The organism is Nonomuraea aurantiaca (assembly GCF_020215705.1).
Taxonomy (GTDB): domain Bacteria; phylum Actinomycetota; class Actinomycetes; order Streptosporangiales; family Streptosporangiaceae; genus Nonomuraea; species Nonomuraea aurantiaca.
Window position 1 is genome coordinate 253,016 of the sequence record NZ_JAIWNB010000003.1, and the last position, 20,130, is coordinate 273,145.

Annotated in this window: 13 protein-coding genes; 5 read left to right on the forward strand and 8 right to left on the reverse strand. The window is 70.0% G+C overall.

The features are described from left to right. Nucleotides 1-36 precede the first annotated feature (36 nt). On the forward strand, nt 37-2,670 hold the full coding sequence (locus LDL49_RS10700) for a hypothetical protein (protein ID WP_225290812.1): 2,634 nt from the start codon (nt 37-39) through the stop codon (nt 2,668-2,670). A 302-nt stretch (nt 2,671-2,972) separates the two neighbouring features. On the opposite strand, the gene LDL49_RS56805 is transcribed toward LDL49_RS10700, so the two are convergent. Further along, nucleotides 2,973-3,692 (reverse strand): DUF5941 domain-containing protein, encoded by a 720-nt coding sequence (locus LDL49_RS56805; protein ID WP_263654865.1) that lies wholly within the window; start codon nt 3,690-3,692, stop codon nt 2,973-2,975. Beyond that, nucleotides 3,689-5,197 carry a CDP-alcohol phosphatidyltransferase family protein gene (locus LDL49_RS56810; RefSeq protein ID WP_263654866.1) on the reverse strand — a complete coding sequence of 503 codons (1,509 nt, stop codon included), beginning with the start codon at nt 5,195-5,197 and terminating at the stop codon, nt 3,689-3,691. Before LDL49_RS56810 ends, LDL49_RS56805 begins: the two co-directional genes overlap by 4 nt. 219 nt (nt 5,198-5,416) lie before the next feature. Here LDL49_RS56810 and recO point away from each other — a divergent pair, with 219 nt between their 5' ends. Beyond that, nucleotides 5,417-6,151, forward strand: a complete 735-nt coding sequence (gene recO / locus LDL49_RS10710; protein ID WP_225290813.1) for a DNA repair protein RecO — start codon at nt 5,417-5,419, stop codon at nt 6,149-6,151. Beyond that, a complete protein-coding gene (locus LDL49_RS10715) occupies nt 6,148-6,921 on the forward strand; it encodes an isoprenyl transferase (protein ID WP_372470354.1) in 774 nt (257 codons plus the stop codon). Before recO ends, LDL49_RS10715 begins: the two co-directional genes overlap by 4 nt. Nucleotides 6,922-6,978: 57 nt before the next feature. Here LDL49_RS10715 and LDL49_RS10720 read toward each other — a convergent pair whose 3' ends face one another. Next, nucleotides 6,979-7,935: an SDR family NAD(P)-dependent oxidoreductase gene (locus LDL49_RS10720; protein ID WP_225290815.1), complete on the reverse strand. Its 957-nt coding sequence runs from the start codon at nt 7,933-7,935 to the stop codon at nt 6,979-6,981. A 53-nt stretch (nt 7,936-7,988) separates the two neighbouring features. Here LDL49_RS10720 and LDL49_RS10725 point away from each other — a divergent pair, with 53 nt between their 5' ends. Continuing rightward, entirely contained in the window at nt 7,989-8,414 is a 426-nt protein-coding gene (locus tag LDL49_RS10725) for a MerR family transcriptional regulator (protein ID WP_225290816.1), read from the forward strand. A gap of 213 nt (nt 8,415-8,627) precedes the next feature. Then, nucleotides 8,628-12,128, forward strand: coding sequence for an NIDO-like domain-containing protein (locus tag LDL49_RS10730; RefSeq protein WP_225290817.1), 3,501 nt, complete (start codon nt 8,628-8,630; stop codon nt 12,126-12,128). An 85-nt stretch (nt 12,129-12,213) separates the two neighbouring features. Here the strand turns inward: LDL49_RS10730 and LDL49_RS10735 are convergent, their stop codons facing one another. The 5 genes from LDL49_RS10735 to LDL49_RS10755 all read right to left on the reverse strand — a co-directional run bounded on the left by LDL49_RS10735 (nt 12,214) and on the right by LDL49_RS10755 (nt 20,075). Beyond that, on the reverse strand, nt 12,214-13,425 hold the full coding sequence (locus LDL49_RS10735; RefSeq protein WP_225290818.1) for a sensor histidine kinase: 1,212 nt from the start codon (nt 13,423-13,425) through the stop codon (nt 12,214-12,216). After that, nucleotides 13,425-15,143 (reverse strand): ABC transporter ATP-binding protein, encoded by a 1,719-nt coding sequence (locus LDL49_RS10740; RefSeq protein ID WP_225290819.1) that lies wholly within the window; start codon nt 15,141-15,143, stop codon nt 13,425-13,427. Before LDL49_RS10740 ends, LDL49_RS10735 begins: the two co-directional genes overlap by 1 nt. A 222-nt stretch (nt 15,144-15,365) precedes the next feature. Then, complete coding sequence (lanL, locus tag LDL49_RS10745; protein ID WP_225290820.1) at nt 15,366-18,026, reverse strand: class IV lanthionine synthetase LanL; 2,661 nt, start codon at nt 18,024-18,026, stop codon at nt 15,366-15,368. 124 nt (nt 18,027-18,150) lie between these two features. Further along, nucleotides 18,151-18,990 carry an alpha/beta fold hydrolase gene (locus LDL49_RS10750; RefSeq protein WP_225290821.1) on the reverse strand — a complete coding sequence of 280 codons (840 nt, stop codon included), beginning with the start codon at nt 18,988-18,990 and terminating at the stop codon, nt 18,151-18,153. Between the two features lie 188 nt (nt 18,991-19,178). Next, a complete protein-coding gene (locus tag LDL49_RS10755; RefSeq protein ID WP_225290822.1) occupies nt 19,179-20,075 on the reverse strand; it encodes a halocarboxylic acid dehydrogenase DehI family protein in 897 nt (298 codons plus the stop codon). Nucleotides 20,076-20,130: the final 55 nt, after the last annotated feature.

Below are 20,130 nucleotides of genomic sequence, written 5' to 3' on the forward strand. Positions count from 1 at the left end.
TTGTCCGTCGGGTCGCGCGCCAGGATGATGAGTCACATGGGCGGGGACAGCCGGAGGCACTGGACCGCGTCGCCGGTGGTGATCGTTGCGATTCCGGTGGCGATCGGGCTCATGGGGAACCTTGCGACCAGCACGGTAGAGATAGACGCGTGGTGGTGGGTCCCGCTCACCTGGACATTGACCGCCCTACTCGTCGGGGCGGCCGTGGTGAGCCAGTTCGCGCAGTCCCGCTCCCCTGACCACGGCGCCCCGGAGAGCACATCCACCATCACGGCGCCTGTGCCGACTGTCCAAGAAAGCGATCCGATCGCCTTGGGCGTGCATCCCGCGATCGCACCGGATCCGGCCCTCGAGAGGCCTGAGCTGTCCCGGAGGCTCCCGACGTACGTTCAGCGCGATCACGATCGGCTCCTACGACACGTCCTGGACTGTCCGGAACGCCCCGCGCTGGTGATGCTGGTCGGCACGTCCGCGACCGGAAAGACACGCAGCGCCTACGAGGCCGTCGCGAACTGCCTGCCCGACTGGACGCTTCTGCATCCCCTGCATGCCGCCGACCTGCTGGCTGCCTTGGAAGGAGGAATCGGGCCGCGCACCGTCTTATGGTTGAACGAGAGCCAGATCTACTTCGAAGGCGACCAGGGCGAGTCCGCCGCCGCGGAAATACGTCGTTTCCTTGCCATGGCCTCCGAAGTCGTCGTCATCGGTTCCATGTGGCCCGAATACTGGTTCGCCTACACCAGGGCGCCGCGGCCGGGTACGCCCGATCCTCACCACCAGGTTCGGGCGCTGCTGGAGATCGCGACGAAGCTCTCCGTCCGGGAGACGTTCACGCCCACTGAGCTGAAGACCGCGCGCCAGATAGCCGAACGCGATCCCCGATTGGCCACCGCTCTGACGACGCTGGACAACGGATATGGGGTGACGCAGACCCTGGCGGGCGGGCCCGATCTCATGAGCCGATGGGAGGACGCACCGGACCCGTACAAACGGGCGGTTGTGAATGCGGCGATCGACGCACGCAGGTTGGGGCACCTCAGCCCGCTGTCTGCTGAACTGCTCCATGAACTTAGTGCCGCATCCCTGAACGGGCCGCAACGGGCCGCCGCCCCACCTGGATGGTTCGAGGACTCGCTGGAGTACGCGCGCGAGCCGCTCAGAGGAGGTATTTCTCTTTTGACGGCGACGTCACGAGCGGAGAGCCTCGTCGAGGGATTCGTGCTCGCGGACTTTATCGACCAGCAGGGCCGTGAGGCGCGTCGCTGCTCGCCGGTCTCCGACGAGATGTGGCGAGCGCTGGCCGTCCATACCGGCGACGCGGACGACCTTGAGCGGCTGGGCGCGTCCGCATCCAGCCGTGGACGCTACCCTCAGGCGCTCGCGTTGTGGCGGGCGTCTCTTGTCCGGGGCAGGGTGTCCGCATGGTCGCCACTGTGGCGGCTTCTGGGACAGATGGGGAAGTCACGCCAGGCTGAGGACGTGCTTCAGCAGGCCGCCGACCGCGGAGACGTCCATGCGCAGCAATTACTGCTCGCCATGCTGCGGCGGGCAGGCCGCGGCACGGAAGCAGAGCAGGCAGTACGTGGGATGGCCGCCGACGGCGACCCGCAGGCCGAACGCCAACTCGCCATTCTGCTGTTCAACAGCGGACGGAAGCGAGAAGCCGAGCAGTTGCTCCGGACGGCGTTCCACAGAGGAGACCAGTCCGCAGCCAGACTGCTGCTCATTCTCTTGCAACGTCTCGGGCGGACGAACGAAGCGGTAGAGATGAGACGTGTCCTCGACAGCCGGCCGATCGTGGCACCCCGTCGCCGGACTGCGCTGTCGAATTGGCAGCTTCTCGAACGCGACATGCGGGCGGCCACGGCGTTCCCCGAGGCGGTGAGCCGACTGCTGCACCTGCTGCGTCGGCGGCATCCCGAATCCATTGCCGAGCGGCTGCGACGGCGAATGGTGTCCGGCCGGTTCAACGAGGCGAGGAAGGAACTGGCCCGCCTCTTCGGTGACGAGCCCATGAGGGGTAAGGCCCTTCAAGCCCTCGACGACATACGAGCCGTTCCGGAAAAGGATCCGGGCCTTGGCATGCTGCTGGCGGAGTTGCTGATCAAGGACGACCGCGAGGCCGAAGCCGAGCATGTGCTGCGCCGCTTGATCGATCTCGACTATCAGGCGCTCTCGGCCCTCGTCGATCTGCTGACGAAGTCGGGCAGGCGCGAGGAGTGCGTCGAGATCCTCCAGGCCGGGATCGGATCTCATGGCGCCAAGGCTCGCTATTTGCTGGCCCAGGTGCAACGCGACCTCGGCAAGGACGAAGAATCCGATCGGCTACTGCGCTCGGCGGCGGCGGAAGGCGTCGATGCGGCGATTCAGGAACTCGTGCGGCGCTTGCTCAAGGATGGCCACGTTGCGGAAGGCGTGGACCTGGTGAGTGCAGCCTCTCGGTCAGGCAGAGCCGGCTCGGTGCGGCGGGCAGCCGTGCTGTTCTTCAATGCGGGGCGAACGGAAGAGGCATTGAGCCTGCTGCGCGCTGCCGTCGTGTCCTGCGGGAACTCAGAAGCCCTGCCGTTGCTCACGCTCATGCTGACACGAATGGGCCGTACGGAGGAGGCGGCCGCGATCAGGCGCCACGGATTGAGGTTCGACGGGTCGACCGTCTCCGATTTCACTTAGAAGTACCGGAACGGCGCCATCGATATCCATGACTGTGCGACATTGCGTCCGGGACGCGACGCAGGAGGTAGGTGTCCATCCAACGTATCTCCCGGGAGACCCTGTCACGCGGGAGGCGGATATCAGCGCCGAGGCTCCGGCAATTAACGAAGCGCTTATGCTCGCGGCCCGGCTGACAGGCGTCGTTTTGTCCAACGGACAGGTGCAGGTGGTGCTGCTGCCAGCCCATCGCGAAGTCGCACAGAAAGAAAAACACCACCCCCGCATGACGCACAGGGGTGGTGCAAGAGGAGGGAGGGTAGTCAGCCCTTCTCGGCCTCGCCGGTGGCCTGTTCCATGGCGTCCTCCGGGGAGGCCTCCAGGTCCTGTTCGGCGTCGGCGCCGGCCTGGGCGGAGGCCTTGTCGAGGCGGACCCAGCTGGTCACGCTCTCCACCGCGAACAGGACGAACAGGTACGCCGTCAGTACCGCCAGCACCGGCGTCAGTACGCCCAGTGCCGCGCCCACACCGATGATCAGCAGGCGCAGCTCCCAGCCGAGCCCCGCGTGGAAGACCCAGGCGGGCGGCCAGATGCTCTGCCGTGTCCGGTAGACGGTGTCGTACGTGTGGTAACCCACGACGTACACGAGGACGAACAGCAGCCACTTCGGTACGTCGGCCGCCAGTCCCACCGCGATGATCGTGAGGAACTCGGCGCCGCGCAGCAGCGGCGGGGTGAGCCAGTCGAGGCGGCCCAGGTGGTCGCGCGGGGCGGTCGGGAGCACCAGCAGGAGCACGATCAGCGGCGGCAGGAGCAGGATCGGGCCCGGCTTCAGTACGCCGGTGACCGTCACGGCCACCACCGCCAGCAGGGCGACGAGCGTGGCCGGGACCGGCGGGATGCCCTTGCCGATGCGGCCCGCCAGCGCGTGTACGAGAGGGCCGTCGTCGCGGTAGGCGAGGAGGCGGGCGGTCTGGATGCGGCGGCGTTCCTCGTCGGGATCCGGCGTGGGAGTAGCTGCGGCCAGTGGTGCGGTGATCATGCGAGCGACCTCATGAGGCGTCCGGTGAGGGTGTAGGCGGCGGCGACGGAGCCCCAGATCACCAGCGTGAGGAAGGTGATGCGGGCGTCGAAGAGGGCGGCGGTGATCGCGATGGCCGCGAACCGCTCGCCGATGGGGAAGACGATCATCTTGCGGGCCCAGTGCACGGCGCGGAAGCGGCCGGCGCGGGTCCACATCTTGAGCACGCCGCGGATGCCCTGGCTGCGCTCCACCTTGCGACGCTCCAGCGCCTTGCGCAGGGCGCGGTCGTCGGGGGCGTTCAGGGGCAGCGTGGGCAGCTGGGCGGGCGGTTTGCGGCGGTTGGCGACACCGAAGGAGAAGTCGAGCAGGTGGCGGGTGGACTGCAGGCCGAGCGCCGCCAGCGCGAGAATCCAGATGTCGTCGCCGTTGCCCGACACGACCCAGCCGATGGCCAGGCCGGCGAAGACGACGTACTCCTTGAAGCGGTCGAAGGTGGCGTCGAGCCACGCGCCGAGCACGCCGAACTTGCGGGCGTAGCGGGCGACCTGGCCGTCGACGCAGTCGAAGACGAAGGCGAAGTAGATCAGCACGCCGCCGGCCACCATCCACGGCCGGGCGCCGGTGGCGAAGCAGGCCGCGGCCAGCACGCCGAGCGTGATCGAGATCAACGTCACCTGGTTGGGCGTCAGGCCGCGACGGGCGGCCCAGCGGGCGATGAAGCGGGAGTAGGTGGAGACGAAATAGGTGGTGAAGAAGCCGTCCGCACCCTTGACCGCGTTGTCGAGCCGGGCGCGGTCCTCGTCGATGCCGGACATCTCGGTGCCGGCCTCGTTGACCTCCTCCTGGGTGGTGACCCGGCGGTAGAAGAGGTCGCGGCGGCCGCGGATGCCGACGGACACGCCCTTGCGGACCAGGCCGAAGACGATCAGCTGGATCAGGTCGTCGTCGGCGCCGAACGAGCCGGCCATGTCGGCGAGCTCGCGGCAGGTCTCGGCCAGCACGGGAGCGTTGCGCGCGCTCACGTGCAGGGGGCCGAGCAGCACCGTGTTGGGCCTGGTCACCGCGTGGTTGGCGGTGCCGACGGAGATGACGCGGGACTTGCCGGCGCGCGCCCGGACGGGCAGCCCTTCGAGCTTGTTGAGCCCGATCTCCGGCTCCGCCTCGTCGATCGGGACGATGTCCTCTTGCGCCTGGTCGACCACGTCCGGGCGCGGCTCCTTGGCGACGAGGGCCAGCGCGCCGCGCTTGGCCTTGGTGATCTGGTACATCAGCTCGTCGTGGACGATCGAGTTGTCCGGGATCAGGAACAGGTTCTCCGTTGCGGACTCGGCTACGTCGGCCAGCGCGTGCAGAGCGGTGGCCACGTCGCCGGGCTCGATCGTGGCCGGCTGCGGATCCAGGGAGAGGATCTGGCTGCGCAGCCGTTCGGCCACGGTGGGGTTGCCAGGCAGCGCGGCCAGCCTCAGGCCGGTCGGAGCGGTGTCGGGGCCGGGCGAAGAGCCCAGCAGGACCACGCGGGTCATGACTCCCTTTCGAGGCGGTTGCGGGGGGTTGAACAACGGGTAGAGCGGGGACGGACGTCAAAGTCTAGTGAGGGTTGCGCAAAGTCGCTCCATCCAAGCTCTGCGAAGCCGTTCCACCCGGGCTTTGCGCCACCATTCCACCCAGGCGCCACCATTCCACCCGGGCTTCGCGAAGCCACTCCACCTGAGCATGACCTTGGCGCGCCATAGGATGGGGGAGTGAGTCTCTATCGTGACGAAGGCGTGGTTCTGCGTACGCAGAAGCTCGGTGAGGCCGACCGCATCGTCACCATCCTGGCCAAGCGCACCGGAAAGGTCCGCGCCGTGGCCAAGGGCGTGCGCCGCACCACCTCGCGCTTCGGGGCCAGGCTGGAGCCGTTCACCCACGTCGACCTGCAGCTGCACACCGGCCGCACCCTCGACGTCGTCACGCAGGCGGAGACCATCAGGCCTTACGGCGAGGCGCTGGCGATCGACTATCCCCGCTACACCGCGGGCACCGCGATGCTGGAGACCGCCGACCGGCTCACGCAGGGCGAGAAGGAGCCGGCGCTGCGGCAGTTCCTGCTGCTGGTGGGCGGGCTGCGCACGCTGGCCGACGGCGAGCACGAGGCCAGGCTGGTGCTCGACGCCTACTTCCTGCGCTCCCTGGCGGTCGCCGGCTACGCCCCCGCGCTGGACGCGTGCGCCCGGTGCCAGGCCCCGGCGATCAGGGCGTTCGCCATCGTGTCCGGCGGCGTGGTGTGCGGGGCGTGCAAACCGTCCGGCTCGGTGGTGCCCGCGGGGGAGACGATCGGGCTCATGACCGCGCTGCTGCGCGGCGACTGGGCCACGGCCGACGCGTCGCAGTCACGGCATCGCGGCGAGTGCAGCGGCCTGGTCGCCGCTTATCTCCAATGGCACCTCGAACACGGAATACGCTCTCTCCGACACGTCGAAAGGGAGCCTGCGTGAATGTCCGACCCCCGACCCCGCATCCGTCCGGCGCGGTCCCGCCGCCGATCCCGCGTGACCTGGTGCCCAACCATGTGGCCATCATCATGGACGGCAACGGCCGCTGGGCCAAGGCCCGCGGGCTGCCGCGCACCGAAGGGCACAAGGCGGGCGAGGCGTCGCTGTTCGACGTCATCGAGGGCGCGCTGGAGCTGGGCATTCCCTACCTGTCCGCGTACGCCTTCTCGACGGAGAACTGGAAGCGCTCGCCCGACGAGGTCCGCTTCCTCATGGGCTTCAACCGCGACGTCATCCGCCGCCGCCGCGACGAGCTGCACGCGATGGGCGTACGGGTGCGCTGGGCGGGCAAGCCGGGCCGGCTGTGGAAGAGCGTGATCTCCGAGCTGCAGACCGCCGAGGAGCTGACCAAGGACAACCGCAAGCTGACGTTGCAGTTCTGCGTCAACTACGGCGGCCAGGCGGAGATCGTCGAGGCGGCGCTCCGGCTGGCGAACGACATCGCGGCGGGCCGGGTCAAGCCGTCGAAGGTCAACGAGAAGGTCTTCGCCCGTTATCTGGACGAGCCGGAGATCCCGGAGGTCGACCTGTTCGTGCGGTCGTCGGGGGAGCAGCGGTTCTCCAACTTCCTGCTGTGGCAGTCGGCCTACGCCGAGATGGTGTTCCTCGACCGGCTCTGGCCGGATTTCGACCGCCGCGATCTGTGGGAGGCGTGCGAGACCTTCGCCAAGCGCGACAGGCGCTACGGCGGGGCGATCCCCAACCAGGTCTAGACGATCCAACCAGGTCTGGATGATCCGGCCAGGGCGCGTGGTGACCTCACCCCCGGGTCAGGAGAAGGCATCCAGCCCGGTGAGTTCGCTGGAGAGGGCCCAGAGCCGGGATGCGGAGTCGGGATCGACCGCCCACGGCTTGACACCGCCGATGAGCATGTCGTCGGTGATTGCGGGCTCTGCCAGGTCGCAGTCCTGGCAGTAGGCGCCGCCGTGCTCGTCGAGCAGGGGCGAGGTGGCCGCCCATACGGCCGTCGCCGCGCCCTGGGCCGGAGTCTTGAAACCGTCGGCGTGCCGTCCGTCCCGGGTGATCCAGCCCTGGGCGATCTGCTCCTCCTGGGGGATGCGCCGTTGCAGTTCAGTGAGGATGCTGCCGGGGTGCACCGCGAAGGCACGCACGCCACTGGCCGCCCCGAGGGTGTCCAGGTGGACGGCGAACAAGGCGTTGGCCGTCTTGGACTGCCCGTAGGCCGACCAATGGTCGTAGCCGTGGCGGAAGTGCGGGTCGTCCCAGCGGATGTCGGACAGGAAGTGCCCGGACGAGGCCACAGACACCACTCGTGCCCCCGTGGGGGACAGCGCCGGGCGCAGCCGGTTGACCAGAGCGAAGTGACCGAGGTGGTTGATGGCGAAGTGCGCTTCCCAACCGGAACCGATGAGCCTGTGCGGGTAGGCCATGACGCCCGCGTTGTTGATGAGGATGTCGAGGGTGCGGCCGGTTTCCAGGAACCGGTGGCTGAACGTCCGGATGCTGTCGGCGTCCGACAGATCGAGCTCGTGCACCTCCGTTCGCGGAACGCCGTACAGCGCCTGCCTCGCCACCGCAGGACGGCGGGCGGGCACGATGACGTGTGCCCCGGTGCGGACCAGCGCGCTTGTGGCCTCCAGGCCGAGTCCCGAGTAACCGCCGGTGACCAGGACGTTCTTGCCGGACAGCCGGATACCGGCCAGAACCTCGTTCGCGGTGCTGTGCGCGTCGAATCCCGAACCGATCTTGTGTTGCGTGATTGCCATGCCTCGAACGGTAGAATCTAGACTGCAATCTAGGTCAAGCTAGGCGGAACGTCATGAGCGAGCACGCAACCGGAAATGCCCTCTCCATCGGCGACGTCGCGAAGGCGACCGGGCTGGGCGTGCACGCGCTGCGGTTCTTCGAACGGGAGGAGCTCTTCCTCCGCCCGATCCCGCGCACGGCCGGGGGGCAGCGGGTCTATGGCCCGGAGGATGTGGAGTGGCTCCTGCTGTGCAGCCGGCTGCGGGACTCCGGCATGCCCATCGCCGGCGTGAAGAGGTTCGCCCGGCTGGTTCGATCGGGGCCGGGCAACGAGCCGGAGCGGCTCGCGCTCTTGGAGGAGCATGAGAGAACCGTCCGGGACAAGATCGCCGACTTGACGGCGAGCCTGGAGATCATCCATGGCAAGGTCCTCACCTATCGCAAGCATGTCAAGGACGGAACCGCGGCCGGACTCTGGTCGCCGACGCCGTCTCCGTAGGCGTGGTCAAGATCCCCTCCCGCACCCGCTGTGTGCGCGTCGGTTGCCCGCGCGAGGTCAGGCAGCGCGGCCGTCCCCTGCGGTTACCAGATCACATTTCATGACAAGTCATGTCTTGTTATGGTCGAGCCCTTGCAAAGCTGACACGTTCTCTTCACTCTTCTCCCCATAGGCGTAAAGATCAGCTCTACTCCATGGCGTGAAGGAGAGCGTGTGCCGTCCACCCCCCATTGGCGTGCGATCTTGATCGCGGTCGCCGCCGCTGTCACCCTCATCCTCCCCCAGGGCGTGGCCCAAGCCGCGCCCGACCCGGGAAAGATCAATCAAGCCGTCCAGGCCGACCTGGCAGCGGACGGAAAGGCCACCTTCTGGGTACGCCTGAAGGGCACCGCGGACCTCAGCGGCGCCCGCCGGGCCAAGACCAAGGACGACAAGGCCGAGCAGGTCTTCGCGGCCAAGACCACCAAGGCCGACAATTCGCAGGCGGCCCTGCGCAAGCTTCTGGACTCTCACAAGGCCGACTACACCCCGTACTGGATCGTCAACGCCGTCAGAGTGACCGCCGACCCCAAGCTGGCGGCCGAGATCGCCACCCTGCCGGAAGTGGACCGCATCGACCCCGTACGGACCGTGTCGCTGCCGAAGCCGGCGCCCGGCAAGGCCGTGGCGAAGGTCAACGCCGTCGAGTGGAACATCGACCGCGTCAACGCCCCCCGCGTCTGGAACGAGCTCGGCGACCGCGGCGAAGGCATCGTGGTCGGCACCATCGACTCCGGCGCCCAGTTCGACCACCCGGAGCTGGCCGCCGCCTACCGTGGCAGGAGCCCTGACGGCTCCGTCGACCACAACTACAACTGGTACGACCCGGCGCACGTCTGCCCGAGCGCGGCGCCCTGCGACAACCTCGGGCACGGCACGCACGTCATGGGCACCATGGTCGGCGCCAGCGGCATCGGGGTGGCCCCCGGTGCCAAGTGGATCGCCGCCAAGGGCTGTGAGGTCAACACCTGCACGGACGCCTCGCTGCTCGCCGCCGGCCAGTGGATGCTCGCCCCCACCGACCTGAACGGCGCCAACCCGCGCCCCGACCTGGCCCCCGACATCGTCAACAACTCCTGGGGCGGCGTGGGCTTCGACCCCTGGTACAAGGAGATCGTCGACGCGTGGATCGCCGCCGGCATCTTCCCGGCCTTCGCCAACGGCAACGAGGGGCCCGCCTGCCGGACCAGCGGCTCGCCCGGCCAGTACGTGAACAGCTACAGCGCGGGCGGCTTCGACGTCAACAACGTCCTGTACGCCCGCTCCAGCAAGGGCGAGGGCGAGAACGGCGAGATCAAGCCGAACCTCGCCGCCCCCGCCGTGGACGTCCGCTCGTCGGTGCCCGGCAACGGTTACGACAGCTACACGGGCACGTCGATGGCCTCGCCGCACCTGGCCGCGACGGTGGCGCTGATCTGGTCGGCCTCGCCGGGGCTCCAGGGTGACGTGGCCGCCACCCGGCCGCTGCTCGACAGCACCGCGATCGACGTCAACGACACCAGCTGCGGCGGCACCGCCGCCGACAACAACGTCTGGGGCGAGGGCCGCCTGGACGCCTTCGCCGCGGTGTCCGCCGCGCCACGCGAGGGTCTCGGCGACCTCAAGGGTACGGTCACCGCCGCGGGCAGCCCGGTGTCCGGTGCCACGGTCACCCTGTCCGGGCCGCTGAGCCGTACGGTGATCACCGGGGCGGACGGGACGTACGCCGTCCCGCGCCTGCTTCCGGGCGACTACCAGATCACCACGGAGAAGTTCGGCTACGACAAGGGCACCGCGACGGCGACGATCGCGGCCGACCAGAGCGCCACCGCCGACGTGGTGATGACCCAGAAGGCCACGGGCGTGGTGACCGGCACGATCACCACGGCGGGCACGCCGGAGCCGGGCGCCAAGGTCGAGGCGGTCGGCACGCCCGTCAGCGCGGTCACCGACGCCGCGGGCCGCTACCGGATGTCGCTGCCGAACGGCACCTACGACCTCACGATCACCCCGGCCTCCCGCTGCGCCAGCGGCGCGACGGCGTCCGTCACGGTGGCCGGGGACGTGACCAAGGACGTCGAGCTGCCGTTGCGCGGCGACGACTTCGGCTACACCTGCCGCAGCGCCGCCGCCCCGTACGTCGCGGGCACCGACAAGCTCGCGCTCTCCGGCGACGACGAGGCGCAGCAGGTGACGCTGCCGTTCCCGGTCCCGTTCTACGGGGTGGGACAGAGCAAGGCGTGGATCAGCACCAACGGGTTCGCCACCTTCGCCACCGACAAGGTCGTCACCGGCAGCAACGGTAAGCTGCCCAGCTCCGGTACGCCCAACAACGCCGTCTACCCGTACTGGGACGACCTGGTGATGGACGCCGACAGCGGCGTCTACACCGGCGTCACAGGGACGGCGCCGCACCGCCAGTTCGTGGTCGAGTGGCGCAACGCGAAGTTCTACTCGGCCGCCGACCAGCGCATCTCGTTCGCCGCCCTGCTGGGTGAGGACGGCACGATGAGCTACCGCTACAAGGACATCGAGAGCGAGCGCGAGAAGGGCACCAGCGCCACGATCGGCATCGAGAACGCGGCGGGCACCGACGCGCTCCAGTACGCCAACGAGGAGGCGGCGCTGTCCAACGGGCAGGGCCTGACGTTCATCGCGAGCAGGCACGGCCTGGTGACCGGCACCGTCACCGACGCCAACGACGGCAAGCCGCTCGCGGGCGCGACGGTCAAGGTGGGCGACATGGCCAGCTACACCACCGGCGAGGACGGCGCCTTCTACGGGCAGGTCCTGGCCGGCGACTATGAGGTGGTGGTGTCGAAGGAGAACTACGGCACGTTCACCAAGACCGTGACGATCGCGCCGACGACGGTCACCAGGATCGACACCGCGCTGGTCACCGGCCGGGTCAGCCCCTCGGTCAGCGAGCTGACCGTGGTGATGCCCACGAACGCCGCCAGGACCCGCACGATGGTGCTGACCAACCTCGGCTCGCCCACGGCGTACACCGTCACCACCGACCCGGCGCAGAGCTGGATCGGCGTCACACCGACGGCGGGCGACCTGGCCAAGGGGCAGGCGGTCACGCTGAAGGTCAGCATGTCCAGCACCGGCGTCCAGCCGGGCACGTACCGCTCGGGCAAGCTGATCGTGAAGTCGGCCAGCGGGCGGCAGCCGATCATCGAGGTCACGGTGACGGTCGTGGTGCCCAAGCTCCAGGTGGCTCTGGAGGCCGGCGGCACCAAGGTCGTGACCGACACCGCCGGTGACGCGTGGACGGCCGACAAGAAGTACAGCACGGGTGGCTACGGGTATGTCGCCACCTCGACCCGTACGGCCACCTCGTCCAAGACGATCAAGGGCACCGACGACCAGGCGCTGTTCAAGACGGCCCGCGAAGGGATGCTGGAATACCGCTTCGACAACGTGCCGGCCGGGACTTACACCGTTGAGCTGGACTTCGCCGACGTCAAGTCGACGCAGATCGGCCGCCGGGTCTTCGACGTGCTCGTCGAGGGCCAGCTCGCGATCCCGGCGCTGGACCTGGCGCTGGAGGCGGGCACGTACACGGCCGTCAGCAGGCAGTACACGGTGAAGGTCACCGACGGCCAGCTCAACGTCCGCTTCGCCACGCGGCAGGGCATGACGATCGTCAACGCCATCCGCATCTCGGAACGGCCCGACAAGGCCTCGTGAAACAGCCAGAATGACCCGGGCCCGCCTCTAAGGCGGGCCCGGGAGGCTCTTCAGCGGGCGCTGCGTAGTATCGCAGGTTCCCCCATCATGGTGAAGGGCGATCGGCCATAGGCGGGGAGGCCAGGGGCAGGGTGACCGCGACCTCGAATCCGCCTGACGGCTTCGGCCCGGCCGTGACCGTACCCCCGTAGAGCTTGACGCGTTCGCGCATGCCGATCAGGCCGTGGCCGTCCCCGTCCGGGGTGACCGTCGGCCCGCTTCCGTCGTCGGTGACACGCAGCTCCAGCTCGGCGCCGTAATGGAGCGAGACCGTCGCCGTCGCCGGGCCCGCGTGCTTCAGCACGTTGGTGAGGGATTCCTGGACGATCCGGTAGGCGCACAGGTCGATTCCTGGAGGTAGCGGGCGTACGGCGCCGGTGATCGACATCTTCACCGGCAGGCCGGCCGAGTTCACTCGTTCCACCAGCTGTTCGAGCCGTTGCAGGCCGGGAGCCGGGTCATAGCCTTCCGCGTCGTCGTTGACCTCGATGCGCAGGACGGACAGCAGCCGTCTCATCTCGCCCATGGCCTCGCTGCCGGTGTCGGCGATGGTGGTGAGCGCGCCGCGCGCGGTGGCGGGGTCGGTGCCGAAGACATACCGGGCGAGCCCCGCCTGGATCACGATGACCGACATGTGGTGGGCGACCACGTCGTGCAGCTCGCGGGCGATGCGCACCCGTTCCTCGGTGACGGCGCGCCGCGCCTTGTCCTCCTGCTCCTGGCGCAGCCGTCCGGTGAGGTGGGCCAGCTGCTTGTTGCGCTCGACCAGCATCCGGGTGCTGTTGCCGAACGTCCAGGCGACGGCGACCATGATGCTCACCTGCAGGACGTTCGGCCAGGCGAAGTCGGGCGGGCTGAGGAACGCGGCGTGCCACCAAATGGCCGCCATGGGGAGCACGCAGGGGAGCGACACGGCCGGCCGCCGCCGGCTGGCCACGGTGTACAGCGCCAGCAGCGGCGCCACTTCGTTGAACCTGGAGTCGTAACCGGCCAGGTGGAAGACGAACTCCGCGGCGCAGGAGATCGCTAAAACGGTGATGGGCGCGCGCCGTCGCCAGGCCAGTACGAGGTTGGCCACCAGTGTCAACGCCACGCCGACGGCGTCCATGGGACGCTCCGCGTAGCCGGCCTCGGCCCCGCCCAGGGAGAACAGGAACGTCAAGGTGATGGCGGCGACCGCCGCGCCGAAAGCCAGGTCGACGATGAAAGGGTTCATCGCGGCGAGCCGTCGGAGGGACGACAGCAGCTTTACCCGCATCAGCGCATGCTAGCGGCGATCTCCGCGCGCCGCTGGACGGCTTGGGCGCGGACCATCCGCGCGTACAGGCCCTCCCGGTCGCCGAGCAGCTCCGGGGCCGTGCCCCACTCGGCCACGCGCCCGCCGTCCAGTACGACGACGGTGTCGAACGCGTCCAGGCCCCCGAACCGATGGGTGATCATCACCGTCGTCAGCCCCATGCGGCGCCGCAGAACGGCGTGGACGACCTCGCGTTCGGTCAGCGGGTCGAGCGCGGACGTCGCCTCGTCCAGGACCAGGACGGGCGCGTCGCTCAGGAGCGCGCGAGCGAGGGCGAGGCGCTGGCGTTCACCGCCGGAGAAGAGCGCCCCACGTTCGCCGACCACGGAGTCGTAGCCGTCGGGCAGGGCCATGATCCGCTCGTGCATCCTGGTGGTCGCGCAGGCCGCGACCAGGTCGTCCAGGGCGGCGTCGGGGGCGGCGTAGCGGAGGTTGTCGGCGATGGAGCCCTGGAAGAGCAGGGCTTCCTGCGGGGCCAGGCAGACGCGCCCGCCGGTCCGTACGGAGCCCTCCGCCGGTTCGTACAGCCCGGCGAGCAGGTGGCCGAGAGTCGTCTTGCCCGATCCGTTCGGGCCGACGATCAGGGTCGCGGAGGCGGCGGGCAGGTCGAGGGTCACCTCGCGCAGCGCCCAGCGGGTCTCGCCCTCCGGCCCCGCGTAGGCGTACGAGGCGCCCGCGACGCTCACCTCACCCGCTCCTCCTCCACCCACGGCGGGAGGTGATCCCGGGGGTAGGTCCAGGTACTCGAAGACCCGCTCGAACGCCGCCTGGGCGGTGCGGAACTCCGTCGAGATGTGCAGGATCTGCCAGAGCGGCTGGTAGAGCCTCGACTGCAGGACCACGAACGCCATGAGCGTGCCGGGCGTGATCCCGTCCATGAGCCCGGCCGCGACGAACACGATGTACGGAGTCAGGACGAAGAAGATGTGCCCCGCGCTCAGCACCGACTGAGCGGCCAGGCTTGCGCGGACCCCCAGCCGGGCCAGCCGTTCGCTCTCCGCGGCGAACACCGCGGCCTCGTGGGCGTCGCGCCCGTGCACCCGGGCGAGCGTGATGCCGCCCAGGGAGAGGCGTTCGGCGGCGATGGAGGCGATCTCCGCGCGGGCCCGCTGGCCGGCGGCGGAGAGGAGCTTGAGCGCGCGTCCCGAACGGGCGGTGACCCACAGGATGGCCGGCGCCAGGCAGAGGGTGACCGCCGCGAGCCGCCACGACAGCGAGAACATCGCCCCCAGCGCGAACAGGAACCCGAGGAGGCTGCCGAGCAGGCTGGGCAGCGTGTCCTTGATCGCGTCCTCGATCTGGTCGGTGTCGTTGGCCAGCCTCGACTGGATCTCGCCGCTCCGCGCGGCGGCGAAGAAGCCCAGCGGCATCCGCTGCAGGTGGCCGAACAGCCGCGTACGCAAGGAGTGGATGACCTGCTGGGCCATGCGGGCCGAGATCCACGCCTGGGCCAGGTCGACGCCCGCCGCCCCGGCCGCGGTGACGGCCGCGAGAGCGGCGATCAGGGCCAGCAGGCCGGGCCGCGGGCCGCCCACGCCGAACAGGGCACGGTCGAAGACGACCTGGGTCAGCAGCGGGACGGCCGCGTTCAGCGCGGAGAAGATCGCGACCAGCAGCACGACGAGCAGGACGGCGCGACGGTACGGCGTGAACAGCCGGATGATCCTGCGGGTCGTCACGACGTCTGCCGCCCTCTCGGAGATCTGGAAACGGCGTGCGGCCGATGCCAAGCCGCACGCCGCTCTCGCTATTAGTTGGTGTCGGTGCAGCCCGGGTGCTTGATGCAGTGGCTCAGCAGCGCCGACTCCGAGATGCTCGGCTCACGCTCCTGCAGGTTCTGCAGGTCCTGAACGTCGAAAGACATGTTTCTCCCCCCTCTCCGGTTCCGTTTTCTTCGGATATCACCGTGCTCGAGGCACGGTGAGCTCATGGGCGGGCGCCCCGATGACGTCGTCGAGCATCCACAGGCGTGGATGTCCGTGACGCAGGCGCAGCAGGAAGGCGAGGACGCCCGCGGTCCCGCCCAGGTAGGTCGGCAGGGTCCGGCCCAGGCGGTCGGGCACGTGCAGCCGGCCCGCGCGCCTGACGGCCCGTGCGGTCAGGCACGTGGCCAGATCCTCCGCCCATCGGTGGTACCGCTCGTCCCCGGTGAATCCGGCCATGTCGAGCAGGAAGTCGCCCTCGCCCGGCAGGCCGTGGCACAGCACCGAGCCCGACTGCCACCGGGTCCGGTGCACGGCGACCGCCGCCTGCTCGGCGAGTTCCAGCGCGACCGGGTCGCCGGTGGCGTGCCAGTAGCGGATGAGGAACGAGCCGACGCCCGACGATCCACTGCACCAGTGGGGGCGGCGCGGCCGTACGGACTCGGGCTCGTCGCGCCGGTACGGCCACCAGGCCGTATCCCCTTCCACATCGGCGTACGCGTAGAACGTCTGGGCCACCTCCCGCACGGTCTCCAGCCACTCCGCCTGGCCGAAGGCGACGCCTCCGTAGAGCAGGGCGGTGCCGATTCCCGCCAGGCCGTGGGCGAAGCCGAAGTGGTTGGTGCCGGCGAGGCTGGAGTCATGGGAAGCCGGGGTCAGCCATTGCGGGCGCCCGTCGAGTGAGGACCGCGCGTCGTGCAGGTTCCGCAGCATCCGCGCGGCCCGCTCGCGCAGCGCGGCGTCGTCCGCGCGGATGGCCAGGCGCAGGGTGGCCATCGCGCACCCGGCCAGGCCGTGGGTCATGTCGGGGCTGGGATGGTCGGTCGGCAGCCGGTACGCGGCCCGCACCGCGAAGTCCCTCGACTCCGCGTCCCGCGCCGCCTCGTACAACGCCCAGAGGGCGCCGGACCGCCCGGCGTAGAGGCCGGTCGGCCAGACGTCCTCTTCGGCGAGGCGGCGGCGGAGCCAGCGCGCGACGGTGCCTGCCTCTTCGGGTGGGAGGACCGGGAGGATGCCGGCTGCGCCGGCGCTCACCGCGCAGGGGTCGGCTTCCAGCCCATAGGTGATGTTGGGCCAGGGGGACGGGCTGTCGGCGCGCTCGTCCATGGTCTCGGCCAGCCAGGCGAGCCCGTCGGCGACCAGGTCGTCCGCGGTTGGGAGAACGCGTCGCACATGGGGCTCTTCGAGCTTGGTCAGCCGCACCAGGAAACGCGCGCAGGCGTCCAGCGTCCAGCGGTCCTCGGGCTCCGCGAGCAGTCCCGCGACCATGGGCCGGAGCACCGCCAGAGCAGGGTTGCTCTCGGCGACCCTGGCCAGGTGGTCTGAAGCGCGGGCACCCCAGGCCGGGCCGGTCGCCTCGTCCTCCGCCAGGCCGAGATCGGCGCCGACCGCGAGGAAGTACACCAGCGCGCCGAGGCTGTAGAGATCCGCCGCCGCCGTGGGTGCCTGGCGGAAGGCTCCGGAGTGCGGCGCCAGCTCCGGCGCCAGATAGCCGGGCGTGCCGCCGATCATGACGGTGCTGTCCCGCTTGGCCGCGTACTCGAGATCGACGAGCCGGATCTGGCCGTCGGGCAGGATCATGACGTTGCCGGGGGAGAGGTCCCGGAAGACGTAGCCCTGGCCGTGCACCTTCTGGAGCAGGCCGACCAGGTGTGTGACGACCGGTATGACCTGCTCGGCCGGGCAGCCGAAGCCGTCCCGGCCGAGAGGCGTCGCGTGCGCCTCCGTCCATCGGTGCGCGGTGTGGCCCGGCACCAGCTCCTCCGCGAGGAAGGCATGGCCGCCCTGTTCGAAGGAGTCCACGACGGCGGGCACGCCGCCGGTGACGGCGAGGTCGTCGAGGGCGCGGCGTTCCAGAGCCAGCCGGTCCCTGGCGTCCCGGCCGCTGAGGTCGGAGGAGGCGTGCGGGCGACCCTCCTTGATGACGACCTCGCGGCCCGTCTTCGTGTCTTCGGCGATGTACACGCCGCCCCTGTTCGCGTGTCTGATCGCCTCCCGCACCACGAACCGGTCGTTGAGCATGACCGCGGACGTCCCTTTGGTGGTCTCTTTCGGTGGTTCGGGGAAGGGGCAGGTCGCGAAGCTCGGCGGGGTGAAGGAGGCCGCCCGTTCGTCGCGGACCAGCCCTCCGCCCGGAGCGCGCAGCCGTACCTCGTAGAACCCGTCGTTGCCCAGCGTCCGGTGCCCGGAGAAGGCCCCGTAGCGGTAGTGGACGAGGCCGCCCGCGCGGTAGGGCCGGTCGGAGAGGATCGCCGGGCCCGGCAGTCCCCTGGTGGCCTCGTCGAGGAGGGCGGCCAGGCGTACCGCCTCGGCGTCGCCGGTCGGGTAGGCGGTCACGAACTTGCCCGCCTGCGCCCGCGCGCAGTGCGGCGCGAGCAGCTCCCAGTAGTCGCCGAGCCGGGCGGGGAACTTGAAGGCGCATCCCGCCTCGACCAGCACCCGGGCCACCTGGGCCAGCACGAAGGGCGCCGCCGGCATCGTGGCGGAGACGTGCAGCTTCCATCCCTGATCGGGCATCGGATAGCCGTCGGGAGTGACCCGGCACCAGAAACCGGCGGCCTCGATCGCCCAGCCGTCCTCGCCGGACCGTGCCAGCTCGGCGGTCACGAGGTCGCGCAGAATGGTCGCGTCCGCCCCCATGGCACTACCTCCCGAAGTCCGGCGCCGCTGTTGGAGCGCGCTCCATAGGAGGGTGGCCGACGGGTCTTGCTTTTCGCTGACAGAGGCTGTCGGCGCCTGACCGATCGTCGCGACGCCGCGGTTGTCAGCCCAGGAACGTCGCGGTCGTCGCTACGAACCGGACGGCGTCGTCGACCCACGGGAAGTGGCCCGCTCGCGGTTGAACCACGAACTCGGCATCGGGGAACAGCTCGGCGTACTCGGCCACGACGCTCGGGGGCGTGTTCAGGTCGACTTCGCCGGCCAGCAGCAGCACCGGCGCGTCGAACGCGGCCAGCGCCGCGCGGGTGGCGGCCGGGTCGTAGACGCCCTCGGCGCCGAAGGCGGCCGCGGCTTCGTCGTTGCGATGACCCTCCTGGGCGGCGTGGTGGGCCTGGGCGGCCGCGTCCCACCGGCCGTAGAAGAAGGGGTCGATGGCCGTCCAGCTGTCGTCGGTGGCCTTGCCGCCCACGATCGCCTCAAGGGCGGCAAAGGCGGCGCCGAACCAGGGCTCGTCCTTGCGCAGCCGCGCGACCTCCAGCCGGGCCTCACCGGTGGCCGCGAGGCCGACGGCGAAGGGGCTCGGCGTGATCAGCGCGAGCTTGCCGACGCGTCGCGGATGCCGGGCCGTGTAGAGAGCCGCGAGGTTCGCGCCGGCGCAGTGCGCGAGCAGGTCGAACCGGTCGAGGCCGAGGTGCTCGCGCAGCGCCTCGACGTCGTCGACCAGCCGGTCACAGCGGTAGGAGGTGGTGTCCTCCGGTGTCGCGGACCGGCCGGTGCCCCGAGGGTCCACCATGATCAGCTGCCGGTGCGCCGACAGGCCGCCCAGCTCGCCGAGGTAATCGGCGTCCTGCATCGGGCCGCCCGGCAGGCAGATCAGCGGGCTGCCCGCCCCGAAAACGTGATAGGCCAGGCTGGTTCCGTCATGTGCGGAGAAGGCAGGCATGGCGTGGATCCTGTCAGCGGCGTTCCGGAACGGGCAACCGATTATCCCGCGCCTGGTCAGCGGCCCGGGTCGAAGCGGCCGTCGATGACTCCGGGGGCGATCGTGTTGGCCCGGACCCCCTGAGGGCCGACCTCGGCCGCCGCCGCGATCCCCCGATGCCGCGAGCGCCGCGAACGCGGGGTTGAGAGTCAGGCGGTGACGATCGCCGCGTTCTCCCCTAGCAGCGCGAGAACGACTGCCGTGTCGAGCAGCAGCGAGGGAATCAGCCGGACCCGGAACACCGCGAGAATGGCCGCCACCTCGTCCGCGTGAGCCGTGTCGATCACCGGGACGGGCAGGCGGGCGGCAGCGGCGGCGGCGTCAGCCAGCACCTGCTCGCGCGCCGCGGCGTACTCCGCGCCGCGGGCGATCGGCTCCAGCCGCCGCCACACCTGCGGCATGAAGCCGGGGCGGCCGCCGATCGCGCGGTAGTAGCTCAGCACCCGGGGGTGATCGTGTACGGCGCGGATCTCCTCGTACACCCGCGCCAGTTCGTCGCCGGGCGGAGTGCCGTCCGGCACGATGTTGACCGCTTCAGGGGAGACGCCACGCGGGCCCGGGTCGGCCGGCGCGGGGGCGGTGCCGTCGAGGGCGAGGGCCGCGGGGGCGCCCACGGTCAGCCCTCGGTACCAGCACGAGGCCAGCAGCAGGATCTCGGGCAGCAGCCGGTGGAACGTGATCGTGTAGCGCCGGATGTCGTCACCGGCCGCCAACGACTCCTCCGGTGCGGGCAGCAGCCCGGCCGGCACGCCCAGCCCCGCCGCGGCCTGCTTGAACTCGGGTGAGCCGATGACCGGCTTGAACCGGTGCCAGGCCGGGACGAGGTAGTCCGGGTAGTTGGCGAGCGCCTGGAAGATCGGGCTGACGAACGGCACGCCCAGGTAGCCCGGTACCTCCTCGATCACCTGAGCGGTTTCGGGGGTCGGTTCGGGCTTGCCGGGCAGCGACGGCAGGAGCACCGCGCCACGGGCGGCATCGCCGGGCTCCGTCGTGACGATCGCCTCAGCCTGCGGGCCGACCGATGAGGAGCTCTTCGAAGATTGCATGCAATGTAGAGTACAAATTTGGATCCAATGTCTCAAGAGGACGTTTTGTCACCGT